Source organism: Terribacillus jepli, assembly GCF_047228925.1.
Lineage (GTDB): Bacteria > Bacillota > Bacilli > Bacillales > Amphibacillaceae > Terribacillus.
In genome coordinates, this window is record NZ_JBFEGH010000021.1 from 33,494 (window position 1) to 56,046 (window position 22,553).

Genomic DNA, 22,553 nt, shown 5'->3' on the forward strand with positions numbered 1-22,553 from the left:
GAACCGCAAGCAGTAGAAATGGACGTCTCATTCACGTTACGAATTTCGAGTGGATGGATGATGCTAGTCTGTCTATAAGGGTGGTACCGCGAGTCTCTCTCGTCCCTTTTGGGATGATGAGGGGCTCTTTTTTTTACCCCAAGCTCGGTCATGATAAGGAGGAAGAATATTGGATTACAAAGACACATTGCTGATGCCGGAAACGGCATTCCCGATGCGCGGCAATCTGCCGAACAAAGAACCAAAAATGCAGCAGGAATGGGAAGAAGAAAACATTTACAAAAAAGTGCAGGAAAGAACGGAAGGACGTCCGCTTTTCGTCTTGCATGACGGACCTCCATATGCCAATGGCGACCTGCACATGGGGCATGCGCTGAACAAAGTATTGAAGGACTTCATCGTCCGCTACAAATCCATGTCTGGATTCCACGCACCGTATGTTCCGGGCTGGGATACACACGGTCTGCCGATCGAGCAGGCGCTCACGAAGAAAAAAGTCGACCGTAAGAAAATGACAGTCGCGGAATTCCGTCGTCTTTGTGCAGAATATGCGATGCAGCAAATCGACAACCAGCGCACGCAGTTCAAACAGCTTGGTGTCCGTGGTGACTGGGATAACCCGTACATCACGTTGACAAAGGATTATGAAGCAGCACAAATCAAAGTCTTCGGTGAAATGGCGAAACGCGGCTATATCTACAAAGGAATGAAGCCGGTATACTGGTCTCCTTCTTCTGAATCAGCTTTGGCAGAAGCGGAAATCGAGTATCAAGATAAACGTTCTGCATCCATTTATGTTGCATTCCAAGTGAAAGATGGTAAAAATCTCTTCGATGGTGATGAGAAATTCATCATCTGGACGACAACTCCTTGGACGTTGCCAGCAAACGTTGCGATCTCCCTTCACCCGGAAGTGACATATGTGGTAGCCCAAGTCGGTACAGAGAAATATGTCGTTGCGGAAGAATTGCTGAACAGTGTAACGGAAACGCTCGAATGGAACGATCCGCATGTTTTGAAAACGTTCAAAGGTAAAGAAGCGGAATATGTAACGACACAGCATCCATTCTATGACCGTGAATCATTGATCATCCTTGGCGAACATGTAACGACAGACAGCGGTACAGGCTGTGTACACACAGCACCTGGACACGGGGAAGAAGATTTCTTTGCCAGCCAGAAATACAAACTGCCGATCATCAGCCCATTGGATGACAAAGGCGTATTCACGAAGGAAGCTCCTGGTTTTGAAGGTGTATTCTATGATAAGGCAAACAAAAATATCACAGAATTGCTTGAAGAAAAAGGTGCCTTATTGAAACTCGATTTCTTCACGCATTCTTATCCGCATGACTGGCGTACGAAAAAACCGGTCATCTATCGTGCAACAGCTCAATGGTTTGCTTCCATCAAAGCTTTCCGTGACCAGATCATCGAACAGATCAAGGAAGTGGAATGGTTCCCGAAATGGGGCGAAACACGTCTTTATAACATGTTCCGTGACCGCGAAGACTGGTGTATTTCCCGTCAGCGCGCGTGGGGTGTTCCGATTCCGGTATTCTACGGCGAAAATGGCGAAACGATCATCACAGAGGAAACGATCCAGCATGTGTCCGATCTCTTCCTCGAGCATGGCTCCAATGTCTGGTTCGAAAGAGAAGCGAAGGATTTGCTTCCGGAAGGGTTCACTTCCGAGCATAGCCCGAACGGCATCTTCACGAAGGAAACAGATATCATGGACGTATGGTTCGATTCTGGTTCTTCCCACCAAGGTGTATTAGTGAATCGTCCGGAATTGCAGCGTCCAGCTGATCTTTATCTGGAAGGCTCCGACCAATACCGCGGCTGGTTCAACTCTTCCTTGACGACTGCTGTTGCCGTAACAGGCAAAGCACCGTATAAAGCGGTCCTAAGCCACGGATTCGCATTGGACGGAAAAGGCAAGAAGATGAGTAAATCACTAGGAAACATCGTCGTACCGTCGAAGATCATGAAGCAGTACGGTGCCGATATCCTTCGTCTATGGGTTGCTTCTGTTGACTATCAATCTGATGTCCGCATCTCTGATGAAATTATCAAACAAACATCAGAAGGCTACCGTAAAATCCGGAATACGTTCCGCTTCCTGCTGGCTAATTTGCATGATTTCGATCCTGCTAAAGATAGCGTAGCGCATGCTGACATGGTGGAAGTTGATCGCTACATGCTTGCGAAGCTTTCCGATTTGATCAAGCGCGTACGCATGAGCTATGACAAATACGAGTTTGCGGATGTATATTCTGCCATCCTAAGCTTCTGTTCGGTAGAGCTTAGTGCGTTTTACCTTGATTTCGGTAAAGATATCCTTTATATCGAAGCTGCTGATCATCCGGCTCGCCGCAGCATCCAAACTGCTTATTATGAAATCGTCAAAGCGCTTGTGCAAATGCTTGCACCGATTCTTGCTCATACAACAGAGGAAGCATGGAGTCATATCCCTGGTGAAAAAGCAGAGAGCGTTCAGCTGACAGACTTCCCTGAAGATATCGCAATTGCAGATCATGACACTTTGCTTGCAAAATGGGATCATTTTATGAAAGTCCGTGATGATGTCTTGAAAGCATTGGAAATTGCACGCAGTGAGAAGGTAATTGGTAAGTCACTTGAATCCAAATTGACAATCGTTGCCAAAGATGATGAAACAAAACAGCTGCTTCAAGGTATCGATAATCTGCATCAACTGCTTATCGTATCCGAAGCCAATGTAGTGGACACAGATGCAGAAGCGGCAGATTATGAGCATGTGGCCGTCCGCGTGGAGAAACATCCGGCAGAACGATGCGAACGCTGCTGGGTTGCTTCTGAAACAGTTGGTCAGGATGAGAAACATCCAGAACTATGTTCACGCTGTGCAGAGATCGTAGAAGCACATTATCACGCATAATGGGGAGAAAGCTTCGCTTTTTAGCGGAGCTTTCTTTTTATCTATACAATCTTTTTCAGCCTATCTATGGTAAAATGCAAGATAGATTGTATCGAACGGAGGAAATGAAGTCCATGTATTTTGTCATCGCGATCATTCTGATCATCATCGATCAGCTAACAAAGTTGGCAGTAGTGAAGAATATGACGGAAGGAGAGTCCATCTCGATCATCGACAACTTCCTGTATCTATCTTCACACCGTAATCGAGGAGCGGCCTGGGGCATTTTAGAGGGGCATTTTTGGTTCTTTTATCTTGTGACAGCGATTGTTATTGTCATAGTCAGTTATTATATTGTGAAATATAGCAAGGAAAGCAAATTGATGGGGACTGGTCTGTCACTCGTTCTTGGGGGAGCAATCGGGAACTTCATCGATCGGCTGTTCCGAAAAGAAGTCGTCGATTTCGTCGATACACGATTCGGTGACTATCATTATCCCATCTTCAACGTGGCGGATTCCTGTCTGGTTGTAGGTGTCATCCTCATCATTATTGCGATGCTGCTTGATGAGAGAAAGAAAGGAAGAAAAGAAGCATGAGTCAGTTGGAACATACAGTCGCAGCCGAGCAAGCGGGTTTGCGCATCGATAAACTGCTGTCTGATATCCAGGAAGATGTTTCCCGGAGTCAGGCGCAAAGCTGGATCAAGGATGATCTGGTTACGGTGAACGGCACCAAGGTGAAAAATAAGTATACTGTGCAAGAGGGAGATGTAATCGCCTGGACGATTCCTGAACCTGAAGAAATGAAAATCGAAGCAGAGGACATCCCGCTTGAAATCATCTATGAAGATGCTGATATTGCAGTTGTAAACAAACCGCGCGGGATGGTTGTACATCCATCCAATGGACATCAGTCTGGTACGATGGTACATGCGCTGCTTTACCATCTGAAAGATCTTTCCGGTATCAATGGAACGATGCGTCCAGGTATTGTCCACCGTATCGATAAGGATACAAGCGGCTTGCTAGTTGTTGCTAAGCATGATAAAGCCCATCAGAAATTGACGGATATGTTGAAGGATCACGATATTGAACGGAAATACCGGGCTATCGTACATGGTGTCATCGACCATGAATTCGGAACTATTGAAGCACCGATCGGCCGTGACCCGAATGATCGTCAAAAAATGGCGGTCGTTGAGAATGGCAAGCCTGCAGTGACGCATTTTGAGGTGCTGGAGCGTTTTGAAGATTTCACATATGTAGAATGTAAGCTGGAGACAGGCAGAACGCATCAAATCCGCGTGCATATGCAATACATTGGCTACCCGCTTGCCGGAGATCCAAAATATGGCCCGCGCAGAACATTGGATATCGACGGGCAAGCACTACACGCCGCAGTACTTGGATTCCATCACCCGATAACAGGGGAATGGCTTCATTTCGAAGCGCCTGTTCCGCAAGTTTTCCAAGAAGAATTGGACAAGCTTCAATTCAATGCTTGACAGTCACACACTGACATGCGATACTGAATGAAGTTAAATAAGAACCTTTAAGACAGTCCAGAGAGGCTGATAAGGAAGCGGAGATGAACGGGATACGTGTGTGTATCCATGCCCCTTATTGCCTCATGGCGATAAGGGGTTTTTTTCATAGCTTCAAGGAAAGGTGGGAAAAGAATGAATAAAAAAGCGACCCTGCTGGATCAAGCTGCAATCGGGCGTGCACTGACACGGATTGCACATGAAATCCTGGAACGCAATAAAGGACCGGAAAATCTGGTGCTTGTCGGAATCCAGACTAGAGGTGTTCCCATCGCGAAACGTCTGCAGCAGAAAATCGAAGGAATCGAACAAGCGACAGTGCCGCTTGAAGAAGTGGATATTACACTATACCGGGATGATTTGGCGCATGCGTCAGAGGATCAAGAGCCGATGGTGCAGCCAGTGAAGCTCGGAACGGATTTGACGAATAAGACTGTCATCTTGATCGATGATGTGTTATACACGGGAAGAACAGTGAGAGCAGCAATGGATGCGATCATGGACGCGGGACGTCCAGCACAGATCCAATTAGCTGTCCTGATCGACCGAGGCCATCGGGAACTGCCGATACGAGCCGATTATATCGGGAAAAATATCCCGACTTCGCAATCGGAAGTCATCGTCGTCGAACTGCAAGAGACAGATGATTACGAGAGCGTGGATATTTACGAAAATGAATAAGGACCTTTAAGGTAAGTCCAGAGAGGCTTACAAGGTCGCAAGCAACAACGTCGTCACGTGAAGTGGCAGACGTGTGCCTCTTTGCGACCAAAATCGCAAAGAGGCTTTTTTTATAGGGGAAAAGAGGAGAGAAATAATGAAACCAGCACTGAACATACACGACATACCAAAATGGAATCAATGGATCATCTTCAGCTTGCAGCATTTATTCGCCATGTTTGGTGCGACCATCCTTGTACCGGCACTGACCGGACTGGATCCAGCAGTGGCATTAGTATCAAGCGGTGTCGGTACACTCGCATTCATCTTGATCACAAGAGGGACGGTGCCAGCTTATCTAGGCTCAAGTTTTGCTTTTATCTATCCGATTACGCAGTCGATTGAAGCTGCCGGGATCGGCGGAGCCATGATCGGCAGCTTTTTGGCAGGTCTTGCTTACGGAATCGTCGCAATCGCCATCCGACTCGGCGGGATGAAAGGCATCATTAAACTGCTTCCTCCAATTGTCGTCGGACCAGTCATCATCGTCATCGGTCTGGCCCTGGCACCAACCGCAGTAGATATGGCAATGAATGCTCCTGATACTGGGGAATACAGCACGAAATATTTCGTCGTCGCACTTGTCACGCTGGCAATCACGGTAGCGGCTTCCATCTTCCTGAAAGGATTCCTCGGATTGATTCCGGTACTGATCGGAATCATCGGCGGCTATATCTACGCACTTACACAGGGAATCGTCGATACGAGTGGCGTACAGGCTGCCTGGAACCAGATTGCAACAGCAGATTCCATCGGTGCTTTCTTCAGCGGCATGTTCAGGGTACCGGATTTCACCATTCCGTTCGTCGACTACAATGTCGCAGATGTATTCAGCTGGCAGCTCTTCTTCACGATGGTACCAATCGCTGTCGTGACGGTATCCGAGCACATCGGCCACCAGCTGGCCTTGTCCAAGATCGTCGACCAGAACATGCTCGTCAAGCCAGGATTGCACGCATCACTTGCCGGTGATGGAGTGGCGACGATGATCGCATCCTTGCTTGGCGGACCACCGAACACCACTTATGGGGAAAACATCGGAGTACTGGCGATCACGAGAGTATTCAGTGTCTTCGTCATCGGAGGTACGGCGATACTTGCTATTCTTTTCGGATTCACTGGTCTTATCACTGCACTGATAAGTTCGGTACCATCTGCTGTAATGGGCGGTGTCAGCATCATGCTGTTTGGGATCATCGCTGCCAGCGGCCTTCGCACAATGATCGACAGCCAGCTAGATCTGGGTGATAAACGTAACTTGATCATCAGCTCGATCATCTTGGTCATCGGAATCGGGGGAGCCTTCCTTCGCTTCCAGATTGCCGAGCTTAACTTGGAGATCAACAGCATGGCTTTGGCAGCACTGGTCGGTGTCATTTTGAACCTTATCTTGCCGGGCAAGGAATCCGGCCTTGGAAACGGCAGTCTGTTCACAGTCGAAGATCAGGAACAAGCATCCAAATAAGGAGGAGAAGGACATGAAGCATTTCGTATCGATGAAGCATCTTACTGCAGGGGAACTGCTGCAGCTCGTACAGCTCGCTACAGACATACAGGCACAGGGGGTATCTGGTTACAGGGAGCAGCTGTTTGCAGCCAATCTTTTCTTCGAGCCGAGCACACGGACGAAGATGAGCTTTACCGTAGCAGAACGGAAACTTGGACTTGAAGTGCTGGATTTCGCCCTAGAGGCATCCAGCGTGACCAAAGGCGAGACCGTTTATGACACCGCAAAGACCCTTCAATCGATCGGAGCTTCGGTCCTTGTCATCCGTCATCCAGAGGAGCACACAGCTGCAATGCTTGCGGAAAAGCTGGATATTCCGGTGATCAATGCCGGTGACGGAAAAGGGGAGCACCCGACACAATGCTTGCTTGATTTGATGACGATATACCAGGAGTATGGACGCTTCAAGAACCTGAAAATCGTGATTGCCGGGGATATCCGCCACAGCCGGGTTGCCAGAAGCAATGCAATGGCTTTGCACAAATTGGGGGCGCAAGTCTTTGCAGCGGGCAAACCGGAGTGGATGGATGAGTCCATCGGGATCCCGGTCCTGGATATGGATGAAGCAGTAGAACAATGCGATGTCATGATGCTGCTCCGGATCCAGTTTGAACGTCATGAAACAAAGCGGGAAGAAGCAGGGTATCTGGAGAATTACGGACTGACAGTCGAAAGAGAAAAAAGGATGCAGCGTCATGCTATCATCATGCATCCTGCACCAGTCAACCGCGGCATCGAAATCGACGATAGTTTGGTTGAAGCACCACGCTCGAGGATTTTCCGTCAAATGGAAAATGGCGTAGCAGCCAGGATGGCAGTAATTCTAACACTATTGGAAGGATGGGGAATCAAGCATGGCTACAATCTTGATAAACGCGAAACAGTTAACAGCTGATCAAAAACTGGAAGATGTAATGGTGAAAATAGAGGGCCGCATCATCAAAGAGATTGCCAGTCAAATAAAGATAACAGCTGAAGATCATGTGGAAGATTTGGAAGGTCAGCTTGTGACAGCAGGTTTTGTAGATGTGCATGTGCATTTGCGTGAACCAGGGGCAGAAAAGAAAGAAACGATCGCAACAGGCACAAAGGCAGCAGCCAGAGGCGGATTCACGACTGTCGCTGCCATGCCGAATCTCCGTCCCGCACCGGATTGTCCTGAAACGCTTGCCAGCATCATGGCAAGAAATGAAGAAAGTGGCGTAATCCGCGTGCTGCAATATGCGACTATCACAAAGCAGCAGCTTGGCCGCGAAATCGTGGATATGGAAAACATGCAGCATGCATTTGCTTTCACAGATGACGGTCTTGGCATCCAGTCAGCTGGGATGATGCTGGAAACGATGAAGCGTGCAGCCAAATTAGGTATCCCGGTTGTAGCGCATTGTGAGGACGACAGTCTCGTACCAGGCGGCGTCATGCATGAAGGTACAGCAAGCGCGCGACTTGGCCTGCCAGGTATCAACAGCGTGTCCGAGTCCGTACATATCGCCCGCGATGTCCTCCTGGCGGAAGCAGCTGGCTGTCACTATCATATCTGTCATGTGAGCACAAAGGAATCGGTCCGGGTGATCCGGGATGCTAAACGTGCCGGTATCCGCGTGACTGCTGAGGTTACACCGCATCACTTGCTTCTTATTGATGAAGATATCATAACAGATGACGGGAACTTTAAGATGAATCCGCCACTCAGGTCAGATGCGGATCGTCAGGCGCTGATTGAAGGACTGCTTGATGGAACGATTGACATGATCGCAACAGATCATGCACCACACACAGCGGAAGAGAAGAACGTCAGCATGCTGGATGCTTCATTCGGTATCGTTGGCTCAGAAACTGCCTTCAGCCTGCTATACACGCAGTTTGTTGAGACAAATATCTTTACGCTTAATCAGCTGATTGATTGGCTAACGATCAAACCTTCACAGGCATTCGGATTGCCATATGGCCGCTTCGAAATAGGTGCAGCGGCAGACTTAGCTGTATTGGACCTAGAAGCTGAAGGAGAAGTAGATCCGGCACTATTCCAATCCAAGGGAACAAACACACCATTCATTGGCTGGCGCTATAAAGGAGAGCCGACGATGACAATCTTTGGCGGAGAAATCGTCTACAGAAAGGAAGCGGTAAAATGAAGAAACGACAACTTATCCTAGAAGACGGTACAGTTTTTACCGGCACGGCATTCGGCAGCGATAGCGCAACTACTGGAGAAATCGTCTTCAATACAGGGATGACAGGCTATCAAGAGATTATTTCTGACCCTTCCTACTGCGGTCAGATCGTTACACTGACGTATCCGCTGATCGGCAACTATGGTATCAACAGCGATGACTTCGAGAGCATCCAGCCATCCATTCAGGCCTTGGTTGTAAAAGAAGCTGCTGCAGCACCTTCTAACTTCCGGAAACAGCACACAATTGATGCTTTCCTAAAGTTTCATCAAATCCCAGGTATCGCAGGTATCGATACTCGTAAACTGACAAAAATCATCCGGAAACAAGGTGCAATGAAAGCTAGATTGACAGAAGCAGTCGATACACTTGAAAATCATGCTTCTTGGGAAACAATCACACTTTCAAACGATCAAGTACAACGTATGAGTACAGCTAAACCTTATGTTGTACCAGGGCGCGGCAAACGCATCGTCGTCATGGATTTTGGCATGAAACACGGCATTCTTCGTGAATTGGCAGCACGCGATTGTCATATCACAGTTGTACCTTGGCATTACACAGCAGAACAAATCCTCCATTTAAACCCTGATGGCATCATGCTGACGAATGGACCTGGCGATCCGAAAGACGTGGAACCTGCCATACAAACTATTCGTGAGCTGATCGGCCAAGTACCTATTTTCGGTATCTGTCTTGGTCACCAGCTGATTGCATTGGCAGCCGGTGCGAATACAGAAAAACTGAAGTTCGGTCATCGGGGCTCCAACCACCCTGTCAAAGACTTGGAAACAGGGAAAACCTACCTTACCTCACAAAATCATGGCTATACAGTCACAAAGGAATCCTTGGCCGCGACGGAACTCATCCTGACACAAGTAGCTTTGAATGACGGCACCGTAGAAGGGCTTAAACACAGCAAGTACCCTGTCATGTGTGTCCAATACCATCCGGAAGCGGCACCAGGTCCTGAGGATACCCGCCATTTATTCGATAACTTCCTTACAATGACAGCACAAACTAACCAAACATCCAAGGGGGAAGCAACTTATGCCTAAACGCACTGATATCCAGAAAATACTTGTCATCGGTTCAGGACCAATTGTGATCGGGCAAGCAGCTGAATTCGATTATTCCGGTACGCAGGCATGCCAGGCACTGCGTGAAGAAGGATATACCGTCATTCTTGCTAACTCCAATCCTGCTACGATCATGACGGATCATACTGTTGCGGATACTGTTTACATGGAGCCGCTCACGGTTGAATTCCTAAGCAAGATCATCCGCAAGGAACAGCCAGATGCTTTGCTGCCGACACTTGGCGGACAGACTGGATTGAACTTGGCTGTTGCACTTGATAACTCAGGTATTTTAAAGGAATTCGGTGTAGAACTGCTTGGTACATCCCTCGAAGCCATTCAGCAGGCAGAGGACAGAGAGCAATTCCGTGATTTGATGCATCAGTTGGGAGAACCAGTACCAGAAAGTCAGATCGTCACAACTGTAGAAGGAGCGGTGGCTTTTTCAGAAGAAATCGGCTTTCCTCTGATCGTACGTCCAGCTTACACGCTTGGCGGAACGGGCGGAGGAATGTGCTATAACCTGGAGGAACTAAAACAAATCACAAAGAACGGATTAGCGCTTTCCCCGGTGACGCAATGTCTGATTGAACGGAATATTGCCGGCTTCAAGGAAATCGAATATGAAGTAATGCGCGACAAAAATGATCAGGCAATCGTCGTCTGTAATATGGAAAACGTCGATCCAGTCGGCATCCACACAGGTGACAGCATCGTCGTAGCACCTTCCCAGACACTGAGTGACCGGGAATACCAGCTGCTGCGCAACGCTTCCATAAAAATCATCAAAGCACTGCAGATCGAGGGAGGCTGTAATGTACAGCTGGCTTTGGATCCGCATAGCTTCAACTACTATATCATCGAAGTGAATCCGCGTGTAAGCCGATCAAGCGCACTTGCTTCCAAGGCAACAGGTTATCCAATCGCGAAAATGGCAGCGAAGATTGCTGTCGGTTTGACACTGGATGAAATCAAGAATCCTGTAACAGGTACGACATACGCATACTTTGAACCAGCACTAGACTATGTTGTTGCCAAACTGCCGCGTTTCCCATTTGATAAATTCGTCAGCGGAAACCGTAAACTAGGTACACAGATGAAGGCGACAGGAGAAGTAATGGCAATTGGCCGCAATGTCGAAGAAGCTTTGCTGAAAGGTGTCCGCTCCCTTGATAACAAAGCAAACGGTCTTGCATCCATCAGCCTGGATAGAATGAGCGATGAAGAGATGGAGCATCGACTTGTCAAAGCGGATGATGAACGACTGTTTGTCCTGGCTGAAGCCTTCCGCCGCGGATACACAATTGAGCAGCTGCATGAACTGACTAAGATTGACCGCTTCTTCCTTTGGAAAATTGAAGCATTGATTGAAATGGAATCAAATTTGCAAGAACAGCCTTGGGAACTGGAATTGTTGAAGGAAGTAAAACAAAAAGGATTTTCTGACCGGGAAATAGCACACTGGTGGAACACGACGGAAGACAAGGTATATGAATTCCGGACTGAAAATGATCTTCAGCCTGTATACAAAATGGTAGATACGTGTGCCGCGGAATTCGAATCGCAAACACCTTATTTCTACAGCACCTATGAAGAAGAGAATGAATCTGTCGCTTCTGATAAAGAGAAAGTAATCGTGCTTGGTTCTGGACCAATCCGAATCGGACAGGGAATCGAATTCGACTATGCAACAGTCCATAGCGTCCTGGCTATCCGGGAAGCGGGATATGAAGCGATCATCATTAACAGCAACCCCGAAACCGTTTCGACGGATTTCAGTGTTTCCGATAAGCTCTATTTCGAGCCACTTACGCTGGAAGATGTGATGCATGTCGTCAACCTTGAAAACCCGCTCGGTGTAATCGTACAATTCGGCGGTCAGACTGCTATCAATCTGGCAGAAGGGTTGGAACGCCGCGGCGTCAAGGTGCTCGGAACATCTTTGCAGGCAATCGATGCAGCAGAAGACCGGGATAAATTTGAAAAACTGCTTGATGAATTGAGTATTGCAAAACCAGATGGAGCATCTATCACAAAGCTTGCGGATGCTGCTGCGACAGCGGAAAAAATCGGTTATCCCGTACTTGTCCGTCCTTCCTATGTGATTGGCGGAAGCAATATGGATATCGTCTACAATGACGAGGAATTGCAGAACTACATGGAAAAACGTGTACATGTCAGACATGATCATCCAGTACTGATTGATCAATACTTGACCGGTATCGAGGTGGAAGTAGACGCTATCAGCGATGGCGAAACAACTATCATTCCAGGGATCATGGAGCATATCGAACGTGCCGGCGTCCATTCAGGAGATTCCATTGCTGTTTATCCGACCCAGACGATAACCGAGGAATGCCGCCAGCAATGCATCGATGCGACAATGCAAATTGCAAATGCTCTTGGCGTAAAAGGCTTGATCAATATTCAGTTCGTTATCCATCAAAACAAAGCATATGTGTTGGAAGTGAATCCGCGTGCCAGCCGCACGATTCCGTTCTTGTCCAAAATTACACATGTAACGATGGCCAATATCGCTACACGCGCAATTTTGGGTGAAAAGCTAGCTGACATGGGATATGTTTCCGGGCTATTGCCGGAACCCGAGGATGTCTATGTGAAAGTGCCTGTATTCAGCTTTGAGAAGCTTCGCAGTGTCGATACGCTGCTCGGGCCGGAGATGAAATCGACAGGTGAAGCAATCGGGCATGATCGTACACTTGAAAAAGCACTTTATAAAGGTTTGCTTGCTTCGGGGCTGTCTGTACCGCAGGAAGGAGCTATCTTACTGACTGTAGCGGATAAAGACAAAGAAGAAGCGATGGAAATCGCAAAACTATTTTATGCGCTCGGCTTCCAGCTGTACGCTACCGAAGGAACGAGTGCAGCGGTAGAAGAAGCAGGACTTCCAGTTACAACAGTAGGAAAAGTCGGTGCTTCTGAGCAGAATGTAATCAGCATCATTGAAAATGGTGAAGTACAATTTGTTGTTAACACATTGACTTCCGGCAAGCAGCCTAGATCAGACGGCTTCCTTATCCGTCGTGAAGCTGTTGAGCATGGTATCGCCTGTCTGACTAGCCTAGATACAGCCAAAGCGATTGCGACTATCATCAAATCGATGACATTCACTGCTAAGCCTGTAGTAGCAGGAGGTATGCCGTCTTGATTCATGAACATCTTGAGATTATCAGCAGGGAAACAATTGCAAAAGATACAGTAGAAATGACCTTCAAGGGAAAGATGGCGCAGGAGAACATCCTGCCCGGTCAATTCCTGCATTTGCTAGTAGGAGAAGGCAGCAATCATATGCTGCGCCGTCCGATCAGCATAGCCGGTGTTGATAAACAGGAGTCTACTATTACGATTATTTTCAAACTACTAGGCGAAGGAACGAACACACTGGCTAAAGCAGAGCCGGGAGATCAGCTGGATGCGCTTGGACCATGCGGTCAAGGCTATCCAGTGGATGAACTCCAAATGGAGCATGCCCTGCTCGTTGGCGGCGGAATCGGTGTACCGCCTCTATATTATCTGGCGAAGCGTCTGCATGAAAAAGGCATCCAGGTAACGATGGTAGCGGGATTCCAGAACAAAGAGCAAGTTTTCTATGAGGAAGCATTCCGTAACCTTGGAGACTATTATCTTGCAACTGATGACGGAAGCGCAGGGGAAAAAGGGTTTGTGACGGATATTCTCTCAAAAGAAGAGTTTAGCTTCGATCAATTTTTCACCTGCGGTCCTACCGGCATGCTTAAAGCTGTCTCTACTCAGCTAGCAGAGGAAGAAGGTTTCATTTCGATTGAACAGCGGATGGGCTGCGGAATAGGCGCGTGCTTTGCGTGTGTCGTGCCTGCACCGGAAAGTGAAAGCGGCTATAAGAAAATATGCAAAGACGGCCCTGTCTTCCGGTCAAAGGAGGTTGTGCTCGCATGAATTTAGCAGTCAATCTCCCAGGCCTGGATATGAAGAATCCTATTCTGCCAGCTTCTGGCTGTTTCGGCTTCGGCAAGGAATACGCAGAGCTATATGACTTGAACCTCCTCGGCGGGATTACGATCAAAGCAGCAACCGGTTCTGCGCGTTATGGCAATAGCACGCCGCGTGTTGCCGAAACTACGGCGGGTATGCTCAACGCGATTGGCTTACAAAACCCAGGAGTGGACCAGATAGTAGAGAAGGAGCTTCCGTTTTTGGCAGATTTCGATACGCCGATTATTGCCAATGTAGCAGGCAGCACTGTCGAAGAGTATGTAGAAGTAGCACGGAAAATCAGCAAGCACCCGGTAATTAAAGCGATAGAGCTCAACATCTCTTGTCCGAATGTGAAAGAAGGCGGCGTCCAGTTCGGAACTGATCCGGAGCTTGCCAAAATGGTTACAGCTGCTGTGAAAGAAGTAAGTAATGTCCCAGTCTACGTGAAGCTTTCACCGAACGTCACCGACATTACGGTCATTGCTCGTGCAGTGGAAGAAGGAGGGGCAGATGGCCTGTCCTTAATCAATACATTGACAGGTATGCAAATTAACCTAGCAGGCAGGAAGCCATTGCTAGCCAACAAAATAGGCGGGTTGTCCGGTCCAGCCGTAAAGCCAGTAGCAATCCGCATGGTTTACCAAATACGTCAAATGACTACTCTGCCGATTATCGGTATGGGAGGTGTGACGACGGCTGAGGATGTGCTGGAATTCCTTTTAGCAGGTGCATCTGCTGTGGCAGTAGGTACCGCTAACTTCCAGCATCCATTCGTGTGCCCAGAAATCATCCAGAACCTGCCGCACGTCCTGCAAAATTATGGATTCGCGAGTGCCGAGGACGCAATCGGAAAGGGGCATGAATATGCAGACACCAATCTATCTCGCGCTTGATTTCCCTACAGGGGAAGCAGCGCTACATTTCCTGAGTCAGCATGAGTTGGCCGAGATACCGGTAAAAGTAGGGATGGAGCTATTTTACCGGGAAGGTCCATCCATCGTTCACCAATTGAAAGAGAATAACCATCCAATCTTTCTCGATCTTAAACTGCATGACATTCCGAATACTGTTAAAAGCGCTATGCGTAATCTAGCAGGACTTGATGTAGATATACTTAATGTTCATGCGTTAGGCGGAGCAAAGATGATGGAAGACGCAAAAGAAGGTCTGTTGCAGGGAGCAAAAAATGCTGTTCCTAAACTGATAGCTGTGACGATGCTGACATCTATGGATGAAGACACGGTTCGGACCGACCTTAAACAGCCGATGGAACTCGCTGCTTATGCTCTGCATCTGGCCGAATTGTCCAAGACAGCAGGGGCTGATGGGGTAGTTTGTTCTCCTCATGAAGCAGCAAGTATCAAAGCAGCTTGCGGAGCTGACTTCCTTACCGTCACTCCAGGAATACGGCTTGCGGGATCCGATCAAAACGATCAGCATCGTATCGCAACACCTGCTGGTGCTAGGAAAATGCAAGCGGACTATCTCGTAATCGGAAGAAGTGTTACAGCAGCATCCAATCCAAAACAAGCATACGAACAAGTAATCGAGGAGTGGAAAAACTATGACAACTACAACTAATATAGCAGAAGCACTGCTTTCAATAGATGCGATTCAAATTGATCCAGCCAAAAGTTTTGTATGGGCATCTGGAATCCACTCGCCGATTTACTGTGATAATCGGCTGACACTCGGTCACCCGGAAGTACGGACGGCAATAGCTCGCCAGTTTCAAGCGAAGTTAGCAGAATTGCCGGAAACAGATATCATAGCAGGCTGTGCGACCGGCGGAATCCCGCATGCTGCCTGGCTTGCTGATAAAGCAGCTCTGCCGATGATCTATGTCCGGTCCAGCAAAAAAGGTCACGGAAAAGGCAACCAAATCGAAGGAGCAGACGTTGCGGGTAAACATGTAGTCGTTATCGAGGATCTTATTTCAACCGGGGGCTCTGTTATCAACACGGTCCAAGCACTGCAGGAAGCAGGGGCGATTGTGACGAAAGTATTGGCCATCTTCAGTTATAATCTAAAACAAGCAGATAATGATTTTGATGCCTCTGGTGTTCCGTTTGAGACACTGACTAATTTTGATTCTTTAGTTGATATTCTTGTAGAGAAAGAGACGATAACTCCTCAGGAGAAACAAGAATTATTGGATTGGCGTAATACATTGTAAAAGGATGTTGAGATACGTCTTTCAAAATGTAGAGACTGAATCTTATCATAAATAATAATCTTGATCATTTAAGAGTCCATCAGAGTAACCTCTGAGGGGGCTCTTTTTTAGCATAATGATATAACAGTAGTTGTTAAAGTTGAAAAATACCCGATAAAAATAAGAAAGGATTGTTTCTTGTGAAGTTCAACTAGAAGCATAATGTAACTGTGATAACCAAAGGAGATTTGAGAAGGGAGGATTAATATTTTTTATGAAGTTCTAAACAAAAATCAGCAACATTCTAGAGATATATTTCTCCGAAGAATCACGTCGATTTAGATTGATTATTAGTGGTCTCCATATACTTGGTGCAGGAAAACATCTCCTGAATTTTGGTCAAGTACTTAACTTCTATTTAAAACCCTATACAACTCATCGCTATAATGTTTAATATGGATTTAGTAGCAGCTTGATTAAATAGTGAGAACGGAGTGCGTTAATGGAAATTAAAGAAATTAGAGAAATCGGCGTATTTAAAGAAGAACTTGCAAGTTTGTTCCAAACAGTTGTTGCTGATGGCGCATCTATGAATTATTTGCACCCAATGCATAAGGAAACAGCATTATCCTATTGGGATTCTGTACTCTCAGAACAAGTACGACTATTCATTGGACTGCTTGATGGCGAAATTGTTGGCACTGTCCAGCTAATTTACAGCGATAAAGAAAATGGCCGTCATCGTGCAGAAATTGCCAAATTGATGACCAGCACTAAAGCGAGAAGGAAAGGTGTCGCCAGAATGTTGATTCAGCATGCGGAGCAAGCAGCAAAGTCAGAGGGCAAAACACTGCTATTGCTTGACACGGAGAAAGAAGGGCCAGCTAATTTGCTTTATCAGTCTGAAGGATATGTACTGTTTGGAGAAGTGCCGGATTTTGCGCAGGACGCATTTGGCACGTTTCTAGCTGGTAATTTTTATTATAAGATAATAGGATGATCAATTGGAGCTTCTTATTAATCAATAAAATAATATTGTCTTTTTTCTACTCTCCATCACGATAAGCATATCATTCTTAAGATAACTATTGACGTCATTTTGGATAATTTTCTTTGAAACATCAAATACAGTAGAAGATCTAATGAGCTTAGAGATTAAGTGAATCTTTCTAAATGATATAAGAGCAATGCTAATGCATTGCTCATTATGACGCGTCCGCCTGTTAAAAAGGCCTCTAATTGATAGAGGCCTTTTTTGCTAAGTTACATTAATTTATCATAAGTAATGAATCTTGGAAAATTCCAGTAGCAGTATAGGGATATAAAAAACTATTTGACTCTTGACTTACTCAATACTCCATAATGTAAATTAACAGTTACTGCAAGGCATGATGTTATTTAACCGATGTAGTTAAGACATTAAATCAAGAGGAGTGGTTTCTTTGTTAGATTATGATTATGATTTAATTGTTATTGGGGCTGGGGCAGGTGGGCTCAATGCTTCATTGGAAGCAGTAGCATTAGGTAAAAATGTTTTATTAGTTGAAAAGTTTAGACCGGGTGGAGAATGTACATGGTCCGGTTGTATACCGAGTAAGGCATTGATACAAATAGCGGATGAAATTCACAATGCAAAGAAATATTCAGAGATATCAATTGATACAAAAGAAGTGATGGAAAAAGTACGGCAACTAACAAGGACTGCTCATGAAGGAGAAAGTGTTACCGTATTAAGAAATGAAGGTATTAATTACCTGAATGGATTTGCAAAATTCGTAAATGAGAATACCGTGGAAGTAGACGGAAAAAATATAACAGCTACAAATATTATCATAAGTACTGGATCAAGTGCATTTGTGCCTGACATAAAGGGATTAAATAATACGGACTTTCTTACAAATGAAAATATCTTCAAGCTTGAAAAGCTTCCAGAGAGCATTATTGTTTTAGGTGCTGGGGCTATCGGAGCAGAATTGAGCCAAGCAATGGCACGTTTAGGTGTTATAGTAACTATGGTTGAAATGGAAAACTCCATCCTTTATAAGGAGGATAAAGAAGCTGTAGCCTTATTGACTAATATTCTTATATCGGAAGGAGTAAAGATTATAAGTGGCGCCAAGGGTACTGAGGTTAGAAAAGTTGATAATAGTGTTGAACTCATTTTAGATATAGATGGTAAGATAGAAACGATAGGTGCAGAAAATATATTAATTGCTTTAGGCAGAAAGGCAAATCTTGAAGGAATTAATCTAGATGAATTAGAGATAGAAAAAACCAATAAAAATATTATTGTAAATGAGTTTATGCAAACCAATATTTCAAATATATATGCTGTTGGAGATGTTGTGGGACCGTATCTTTTCTCCCATATGGGTGGTATACAAGGCAGAACCGCTGTACGTCACATGTTTAGCTCCAATAAAATTAGCGGTATGACAAAAGATTATGTATGGACTACTTTTACACACCCAGAGCTTGCAAGAACTGGATTAACTGAAAAAGAAGCCAGGGAAGAGTATGGAGACAATATAAATATATATAAAACCAACTTTTCTTCCTCAGATAGAGCAGTTGTAGACGCAAAGTCTCAAGGTTTAGCTAAAGTCATATGTGATAGTGAAGGAAAGGTTATTGGAGCGAGCATACTAGGAGAGCGAGCTGGTGAATTGATAGGAGAAATTCAGTTACTAAAGCTGTTCAATCAACCTTTTACTAAGTTAGTAGAAGCTATTCACCCTTATCCAACTTATAGTGAAGTCTTAACAAGTCTAAGTAAGAGTTCTAAATAATAAAAATATTACTCCCCTGTTTTTCTAATGGGGAGTTTGCTGGTTTTAAATATTCTTAAAAGGAGTTTTAGGATGAAAAAGTTATTTCGTACCGGGGATGTTGCCAAACTACATGACGTTACATCTGATACTGTGCGCTTTTATGATAAAGAAGGATTAGTTAATCCAACAATAAAAAAACAAAAATATAGATACTACGATTTAAATACTACTTCCCTATTTAGTATAGTCACATTATTAAGAGAAGTGAATATGCCTCTACAGGAAATAAAGAAAACCTTATTAAATGATGAATTAAGTCATCTAACTGCACATTATGAAGAACATACTAAGTATCTAGTTGAACAAAAGGAACAACTAGAAAGAAAAATATCATATCTAAATGAATATAATCAAAAGCTAAATAATTTTGAACACAAGCCAAATACTTTTGAAGTAATAGATAATTTAAATTTATATATTTGTGAGGGACAGCACTTTTCTTTGGAAGGAACGATGGACTTTAACGATACAAGTTCAAATTACGTTGATGATCAGCTGTGGAATAGAACCTCTCTCATAGTTAAAATGAATTTCCATGTTAATAAACTCACTAAGAAGGAAAATAAATATTATTGCGGAAATATTATTGATAGCGAATGTAACGAAGCAAAACCTTTAATCATGGATAATCTATTGAGATTTAATTTCGTCGGAAGAATTGATGATGATGACAAATATTTAGAAGAGATATATAAAAAGGCAGTCATCTATTGTAAGAGTAATAATTTGTCTTTATCACCACATGCTCCAGTTTATGAGCTTTTCCTTTTGACTCAAAAAATAGACAATATAGACAGACACTATATAAGTATCTTTTTTCAATTAATTAACAATAAATGAGAAGCTTAAAAAATAATACAGTATACTTTCCTTCAATGCAAAACAAAACAGCCATCCTCCGGTCAAGTACCGGCAGCTGGCCGCTTAAAGTTGTTTCTTACCTGCCTCAAAAACGAGGCAGTCTTATTCATGATTTATTTTTGCAGGGTATCTATAATGTTTATGAAGCATTTATACTTATCACAATATAAAAGAATTTTTATAAAAAAATCATCCTTATTTTAAAACAAGCCCTTTCTATATGTGAATATACATTATAAACAATCTACTATTTTATACTTTATACAGCGATTTTATCACCCATGCTTTCTTGTACGTAACAATCTAATGCGATAGACAATATAAATTATATAAAAAAGTGTTAATATCAAAGCCGTTATTGATATAGTGTCAAATACCAGTAAAAGTACTCCTATTAAAATTAATATAGTAGTTTTAGTATTCGGCAGCGAAATATTTTTAAAACTTGGTATCTGTAGTTTACTTACCATCAAGTAACTAAGAACAGCGATAATTAGAAAGTTTCCTATTGGTGGAATATGTGAATGAAATAGAGTTGATAAAGCTAATATGCCCCCCGCTGCTGTAATAGGGACTCCTGTAAAGTATGAAATGTCTTTTGTAGTCTCTGAATTAAAGCGAGCAAGTCTGAAGCCGCCACTGAGAAGAAATAGACCCGCTAGTGAATAATCGAATACACTTCCTTCAATCGTATTCGTATAAGAGAAAAGGATACAAGGGGCAATGCCAAAGGTTATGATATCTGCAAGTGAATCCAGTTCTTTACCTACTTTGCTATTGGCATTGAACCGACGCGCTAATCTGCCGTCTATCCCATCGAGCATCATACCGAGCAAGATTAGCAAAACAGCAATATCAAAATGATTGGCGACCGTGAAACCGATTGACAAAAAACCACAGTACATATTAGCTAGCGTGATACTATTTGGGATATGCTTTAAAATATTCATAATTGTTTCCACCTTTTACAGAATGAAATTTTTGTATTATAGTTTCATATACATTTAAAGTTTTAGAGGAGTTGCTCTATTATGCTAAAATCGGTTTTGAAATTATTAGTAGAATTAACTGGAAATCATTATATGTCACGTATACTGGCTGCTTTTACAGCATCTAAATATAGTAAGTTTCTCATCCCTATTTATGTCGCTGTTTACAACGTGAATAAGGAAGAAATGCGTGATGGCTTAGCTTCTTACCCATCTCTTCAATCATTGTTCACTCGCCATCTGAAAGTTGATGTACGTACGATTGATCAGCAAACGAAGAGTGTTGTCAGTCCAGTGGACGGCATCGTGAGTGACTATGGAACCATAAAACAAGCCACTGCTGTATCAGTAAAGGGAAAAGAGCTTCTAATCAACGAGTTAATGGGTAATGATTCCAAAGCCGATAGCTACGAGGGTGGAAGTTATATTGTTATTTATCTTTCGCCCCAGCACTATCACCGTATTCATAGTCCAGTAAATGGTACTATTATTGATAGTTATACACTAGGTGGAAAATCGTACCCGGTAAATAAGCTTGGCATAAAGTATGGAAACCGACCTTTGTCGACCAATTATCGTCGTTTGACAGAGATTCAAACAGAATATGGTAAGTGTGCCCTCGTTAAAGTTGGGGCACTTAACATTAATAGTATACAGCTGACTTATAAAGAAAGTCAGCTAGAAAAAGGACAAGAGGTAGGATACTTTTCTTTTGGTTCAACAGTTATACTCTTGTTTGTTGATAGGGTTTCGATGAATAATTTATCAATTGATCAACACGTTAAAGTTGGAGAAAGAATTAGTCTATTTGGTTAATTTCTTTCTAAACCGGATAATTAGGTAAGAAATAAGACCTATGCAAGCCAAAAGTATAAGTACTTTTCCAGATTGATGTAAGACACCTTCAACAATTTCCCATTTCTTTCCTAGAATAAGTCCAAGTATTATAAAAGTATTGACCCATACTGCAGCCCCTATATACGCAAAGAATGCAAATTTACCAAATCGGTAATTGGAAATACCAGCCATATAGGCAGTGATATGACGAATGCCGGGAATGAAATATCCAAACATCAACAGCCAACCACCGTATTTTGAAAAGTACTTTGCTGTTACTTTTATTCTATTTTCGGTAATATGCATTTTTGGCCCGAACCGTTGCAGAAATGGTAACCCTAACTTTATTCCCAATATATAGCTAATACTAATTCCGAAAATAGATCCGACCATTGCGGCAAAGATCGAACCGGACCATGTCATCCGTTCAATAAAGATGTTATATCCTACATAGGTCAGTAATATTTCGTCTGGGATAGGCAATCCCACAATACCAAGTACTAAAGCTATAAAAATCCCTATGTATCCGTAATTCTCTATTAAGTTACCTAATTGTTCCATCTATGATTCTCCTTGAATTTTTTTTAGATTGAATGTTAGAGTACTGGTATTAAATAGTACAAAGCAAACAGTTGCATAAAAAATAGCATTCCTTTAAGAAAGGGATGCTATTTTCCATTAAATGAAAGCTTAGTTGTCCTTCCTACATAGAGTCTCTAGTAAATCAACTTCTTCTCGGACAATTTATAATACTGGTTTACCTTTGTTTTGCCCATTTTCAGCTCATACTTTAAATTCACCACTTGATCTCAATAAAGGTTAAGTAGTACAGCGAATGAGCCGCCAAAACTTCTAGAGACACTATAATCCATATATTCTACTTTAATACCCTGGTTTCAACTGCTCTCCCATAGCTTTTAATTCAGGATTTCTAATAGAGAGGTTTTCGTTAATATGCAGTCCTTTGATTCAGGTTT

At 43.9% G+C, this 22,553-nt stretch carries 19 protein-coding genes and 1 other annotated feature (1 of these 20 cut by a window edge); of the genes, 17 read left to right on the forward strand and 2 right to left on the reverse strand.

Annotation, left to right across the window (positions count from 1 at the left end; all coding sequences use genetic code 11):
* Positions 1-110 (forward strand) — a binding site (T-box leader); it begins 112 nt to the left of the window's first position.
* 59 nt (positions 111-169) lie between these two features.
* The 16 genes from ileS (at position 170) to AB1K91_RS18320 (ending at position 19,729) form a co-directional block, all read left to right on the forward strand.
* Positions 170-2,923, forward strand: a complete 2,754-nt coding sequence (gene ileS, locus AB1K91_RS18245) for an isoleucine--tRNA ligase (RefSeq protein ID WP_413091925.1) — start codon at positions 170-172, stop codon at positions 2,921-2,923.
* Positions 2,924-3,036: 113 nt separating this feature from the next.
* The gene (lspA, locus tag AB1K91_RS18250; protein ID WP_244499282.1) at positions 3,037-3,501 is read left to right on the forward strand and encodes a signal peptidase II; all 465 of its coding nucleotides are present in this window, start codon (positions 3,037-3,039) and stop codon (positions 3,499-3,501) included.
* Positions 3,498-4,409 (forward strand): RluA family pseudouridine synthase, encoded by a 912-nt coding sequence (locus AB1K91_RS18255; protein ID WP_093726674.1) that lies wholly within the window; start codon positions 3,498-3,500, stop codon positions 4,407-4,409. Before lspA ends, AB1K91_RS18255 begins: the two co-directional genes overlap by 4 nt.
* Positions 4,410-4,583: 174 nt before the next feature.
* Entirely contained in the window at positions 4,584-5,129 is a 546-nt protein-coding gene (pyrR, locus tag AB1K91_RS18260) for a bifunctional pyr operon transcriptional regulator/uracil phosphoribosyltransferase PyrR (protein ID WP_413091928.1), read from the forward strand.
* Positions 5,130-5,265: 136 nt separating this feature from the next.
* Positions 5,266-6,633 carry a solute carrier family 23 protein gene (locus tag AB1K91_RS18265; RefSeq protein WP_413091930.1) on the forward strand — a complete coding sequence of 456 codons (1,368 nt, stop codon included), beginning with the start codon at positions 5,266-5,268 and terminating at the stop codon, positions 6,631-6,633.
* A gap of 13 nt (positions 6,634-6,646) precedes the next feature.
* Positions 6,647-7,570, forward strand: a complete 924-nt coding sequence (locus AB1K91_RS18270; RefSeq protein WP_413091931.1) for an aspartate carbamoyltransferase catalytic subunit — start codon at positions 6,647-6,649, stop codon at positions 7,568-7,570.
* Positions 7,530-8,810, forward strand: a complete 1,281-nt coding sequence (pyrC, locus tag AB1K91_RS18275; RefSeq protein WP_413091932.1) for a dihydroorotase — start codon at positions 7,530-7,532, stop codon at positions 8,808-8,810. The genes AB1K91_RS18270 and pyrC overlap by 41 nt, the downstream gene beginning before the upstream one ends.
* On the forward strand, positions 8,807-9,907 hold the full coding sequence (locus AB1K91_RS18280) for a carbamoyl phosphate synthase small subunit (RefSeq protein WP_413091933.1): 1,101 nt from the start codon (positions 8,807-8,809) through the stop codon (positions 9,905-9,907). The genes pyrC and AB1K91_RS18280 overlap by 4 nt, the downstream gene beginning before the upstream one ends.
* Positions 9,900-13,097, forward strand: coding sequence for a carbamoyl-phosphate synthase large subunit (carB, locus tag AB1K91_RS18285; RefSeq protein ID WP_413091935.1), 3,198 nt, complete (start codon positions 9,900-9,902; stop codon positions 13,095-13,097). The genes AB1K91_RS18280 and carB overlap by 8 nt, the downstream gene beginning before the upstream one ends.
* Positions 13,094-13,864 (forward strand): dihydroorotate dehydrogenase electron transfer subunit, encoded by a 771-nt coding sequence (locus AB1K91_RS18290; RefSeq protein ID WP_413091936.1) that lies wholly within the window; start codon positions 13,094-13,096, stop codon positions 13,862-13,864. Before carB ends, AB1K91_RS18290 begins: the two co-directional genes overlap by 4 nt.
* The gene (locus AB1K91_RS18295) at positions 13,861-14,796 is read left to right on the forward strand and encodes a dihydroorotate dehydrogenase (protein WP_413091938.1); all 936 of its coding nucleotides are present in this window, start codon (positions 13,861-13,863) and stop codon (positions 14,794-14,796) included. Before AB1K91_RS18290 ends, AB1K91_RS18295 begins: the two co-directional genes overlap by 4 nt.
* Positions 14,768-15,484 carry an orotidine-5'-phosphate decarboxylase gene (pyrF, locus tag AB1K91_RS18300; protein WP_413091939.1) on the forward strand — a complete coding sequence of 239 codons (717 nt, stop codon included), beginning with the start codon at positions 14,768-14,770 and terminating at the stop codon, positions 15,482-15,484. Before AB1K91_RS18295 ends, pyrF begins: the two co-directional genes overlap by 29 nt.
* Positions 15,468-16,079, forward strand: a complete 612-nt coding sequence (gene pyrE, locus AB1K91_RS18305; protein WP_413091940.1) for an orotate phosphoribosyltransferase — start codon at positions 15,468-15,470, stop codon at positions 16,077-16,079. Before pyrF ends, pyrE begins: the two co-directional genes overlap by 17 nt.
* A gap of 481 nt (positions 16,080-16,560) precedes the next feature.
* A complete protein-coding gene (locus tag AB1K91_RS18310; protein ID WP_413091942.1) occupies positions 16,561-17,058 on the forward strand; it encodes a GNAT family N-acetyltransferase in 498 nt (165 codons plus the stop codon).
* Positions 17,059-17,500: 442 nt separating this feature from the next.
* On the forward strand, positions 17,501-18,847 hold the full coding sequence (locus tag AB1K91_RS18315; RefSeq protein WP_413091944.1) for a dihydrolipoyl dehydrogenase family protein: 1,347 nt from the start codon (positions 17,501-17,503) through the stop codon (positions 18,845-18,847).
* Positions 18,848-18,919: 72 nt separating this feature from the next.
* The gene (locus tag AB1K91_RS18320) at positions 18,920-19,729 is read left to right on the forward strand and encodes a MerR family transcriptional regulator (RefSeq protein WP_413091946.1); all 810 of its coding nucleotides are present in this window, start codon (positions 18,920-18,922) and stop codon (positions 19,727-19,729) included.
* Between the two features lie 296 nt (positions 19,730-20,025).
* Here the strand turns inward: AB1K91_RS18320 and pssA are convergent, their stop codons facing one another.
* Positions 20,026-20,700 carry a CDP-diacylglycerol--serine O-phosphatidyltransferase gene (gene pssA, locus AB1K91_RS18325; protein WP_413091948.1) on the reverse strand — a complete coding sequence of 225 codons (675 nt, stop codon included), beginning with the start codon at positions 20,698-20,700 and terminating at the stop codon, positions 20,026-20,028.
* 81 nt (positions 20,701-20,781) lie between these two features.
* Between pssA and AB1K91_RS18330 the strand changes: the two genes are divergently transcribed.
* On the forward strand, positions 20,782-21,555 hold the full coding sequence (locus AB1K91_RS18330) for a phosphatidylserine decarboxylase (RefSeq protein ID WP_413091950.1): 774 nt from the start codon (positions 20,782-20,784) through the stop codon (positions 21,553-21,555).
* Here the strand turns inward: AB1K91_RS18330 and AB1K91_RS18335 are convergent.
* On the reverse strand, positions 21,544-22,137 hold the full coding sequence (locus tag AB1K91_RS18335) for a DedA family protein (protein ID WP_413091952.1): 594 nt from the start codon (positions 22,135-22,137) through the stop codon (positions 21,544-21,546). The genes AB1K91_RS18330 and AB1K91_RS18335 overlap by 12 nt on opposite strands.
* Between the last annotated feature and the right edge of the window lie 416 nt (positions 22,138-22,553).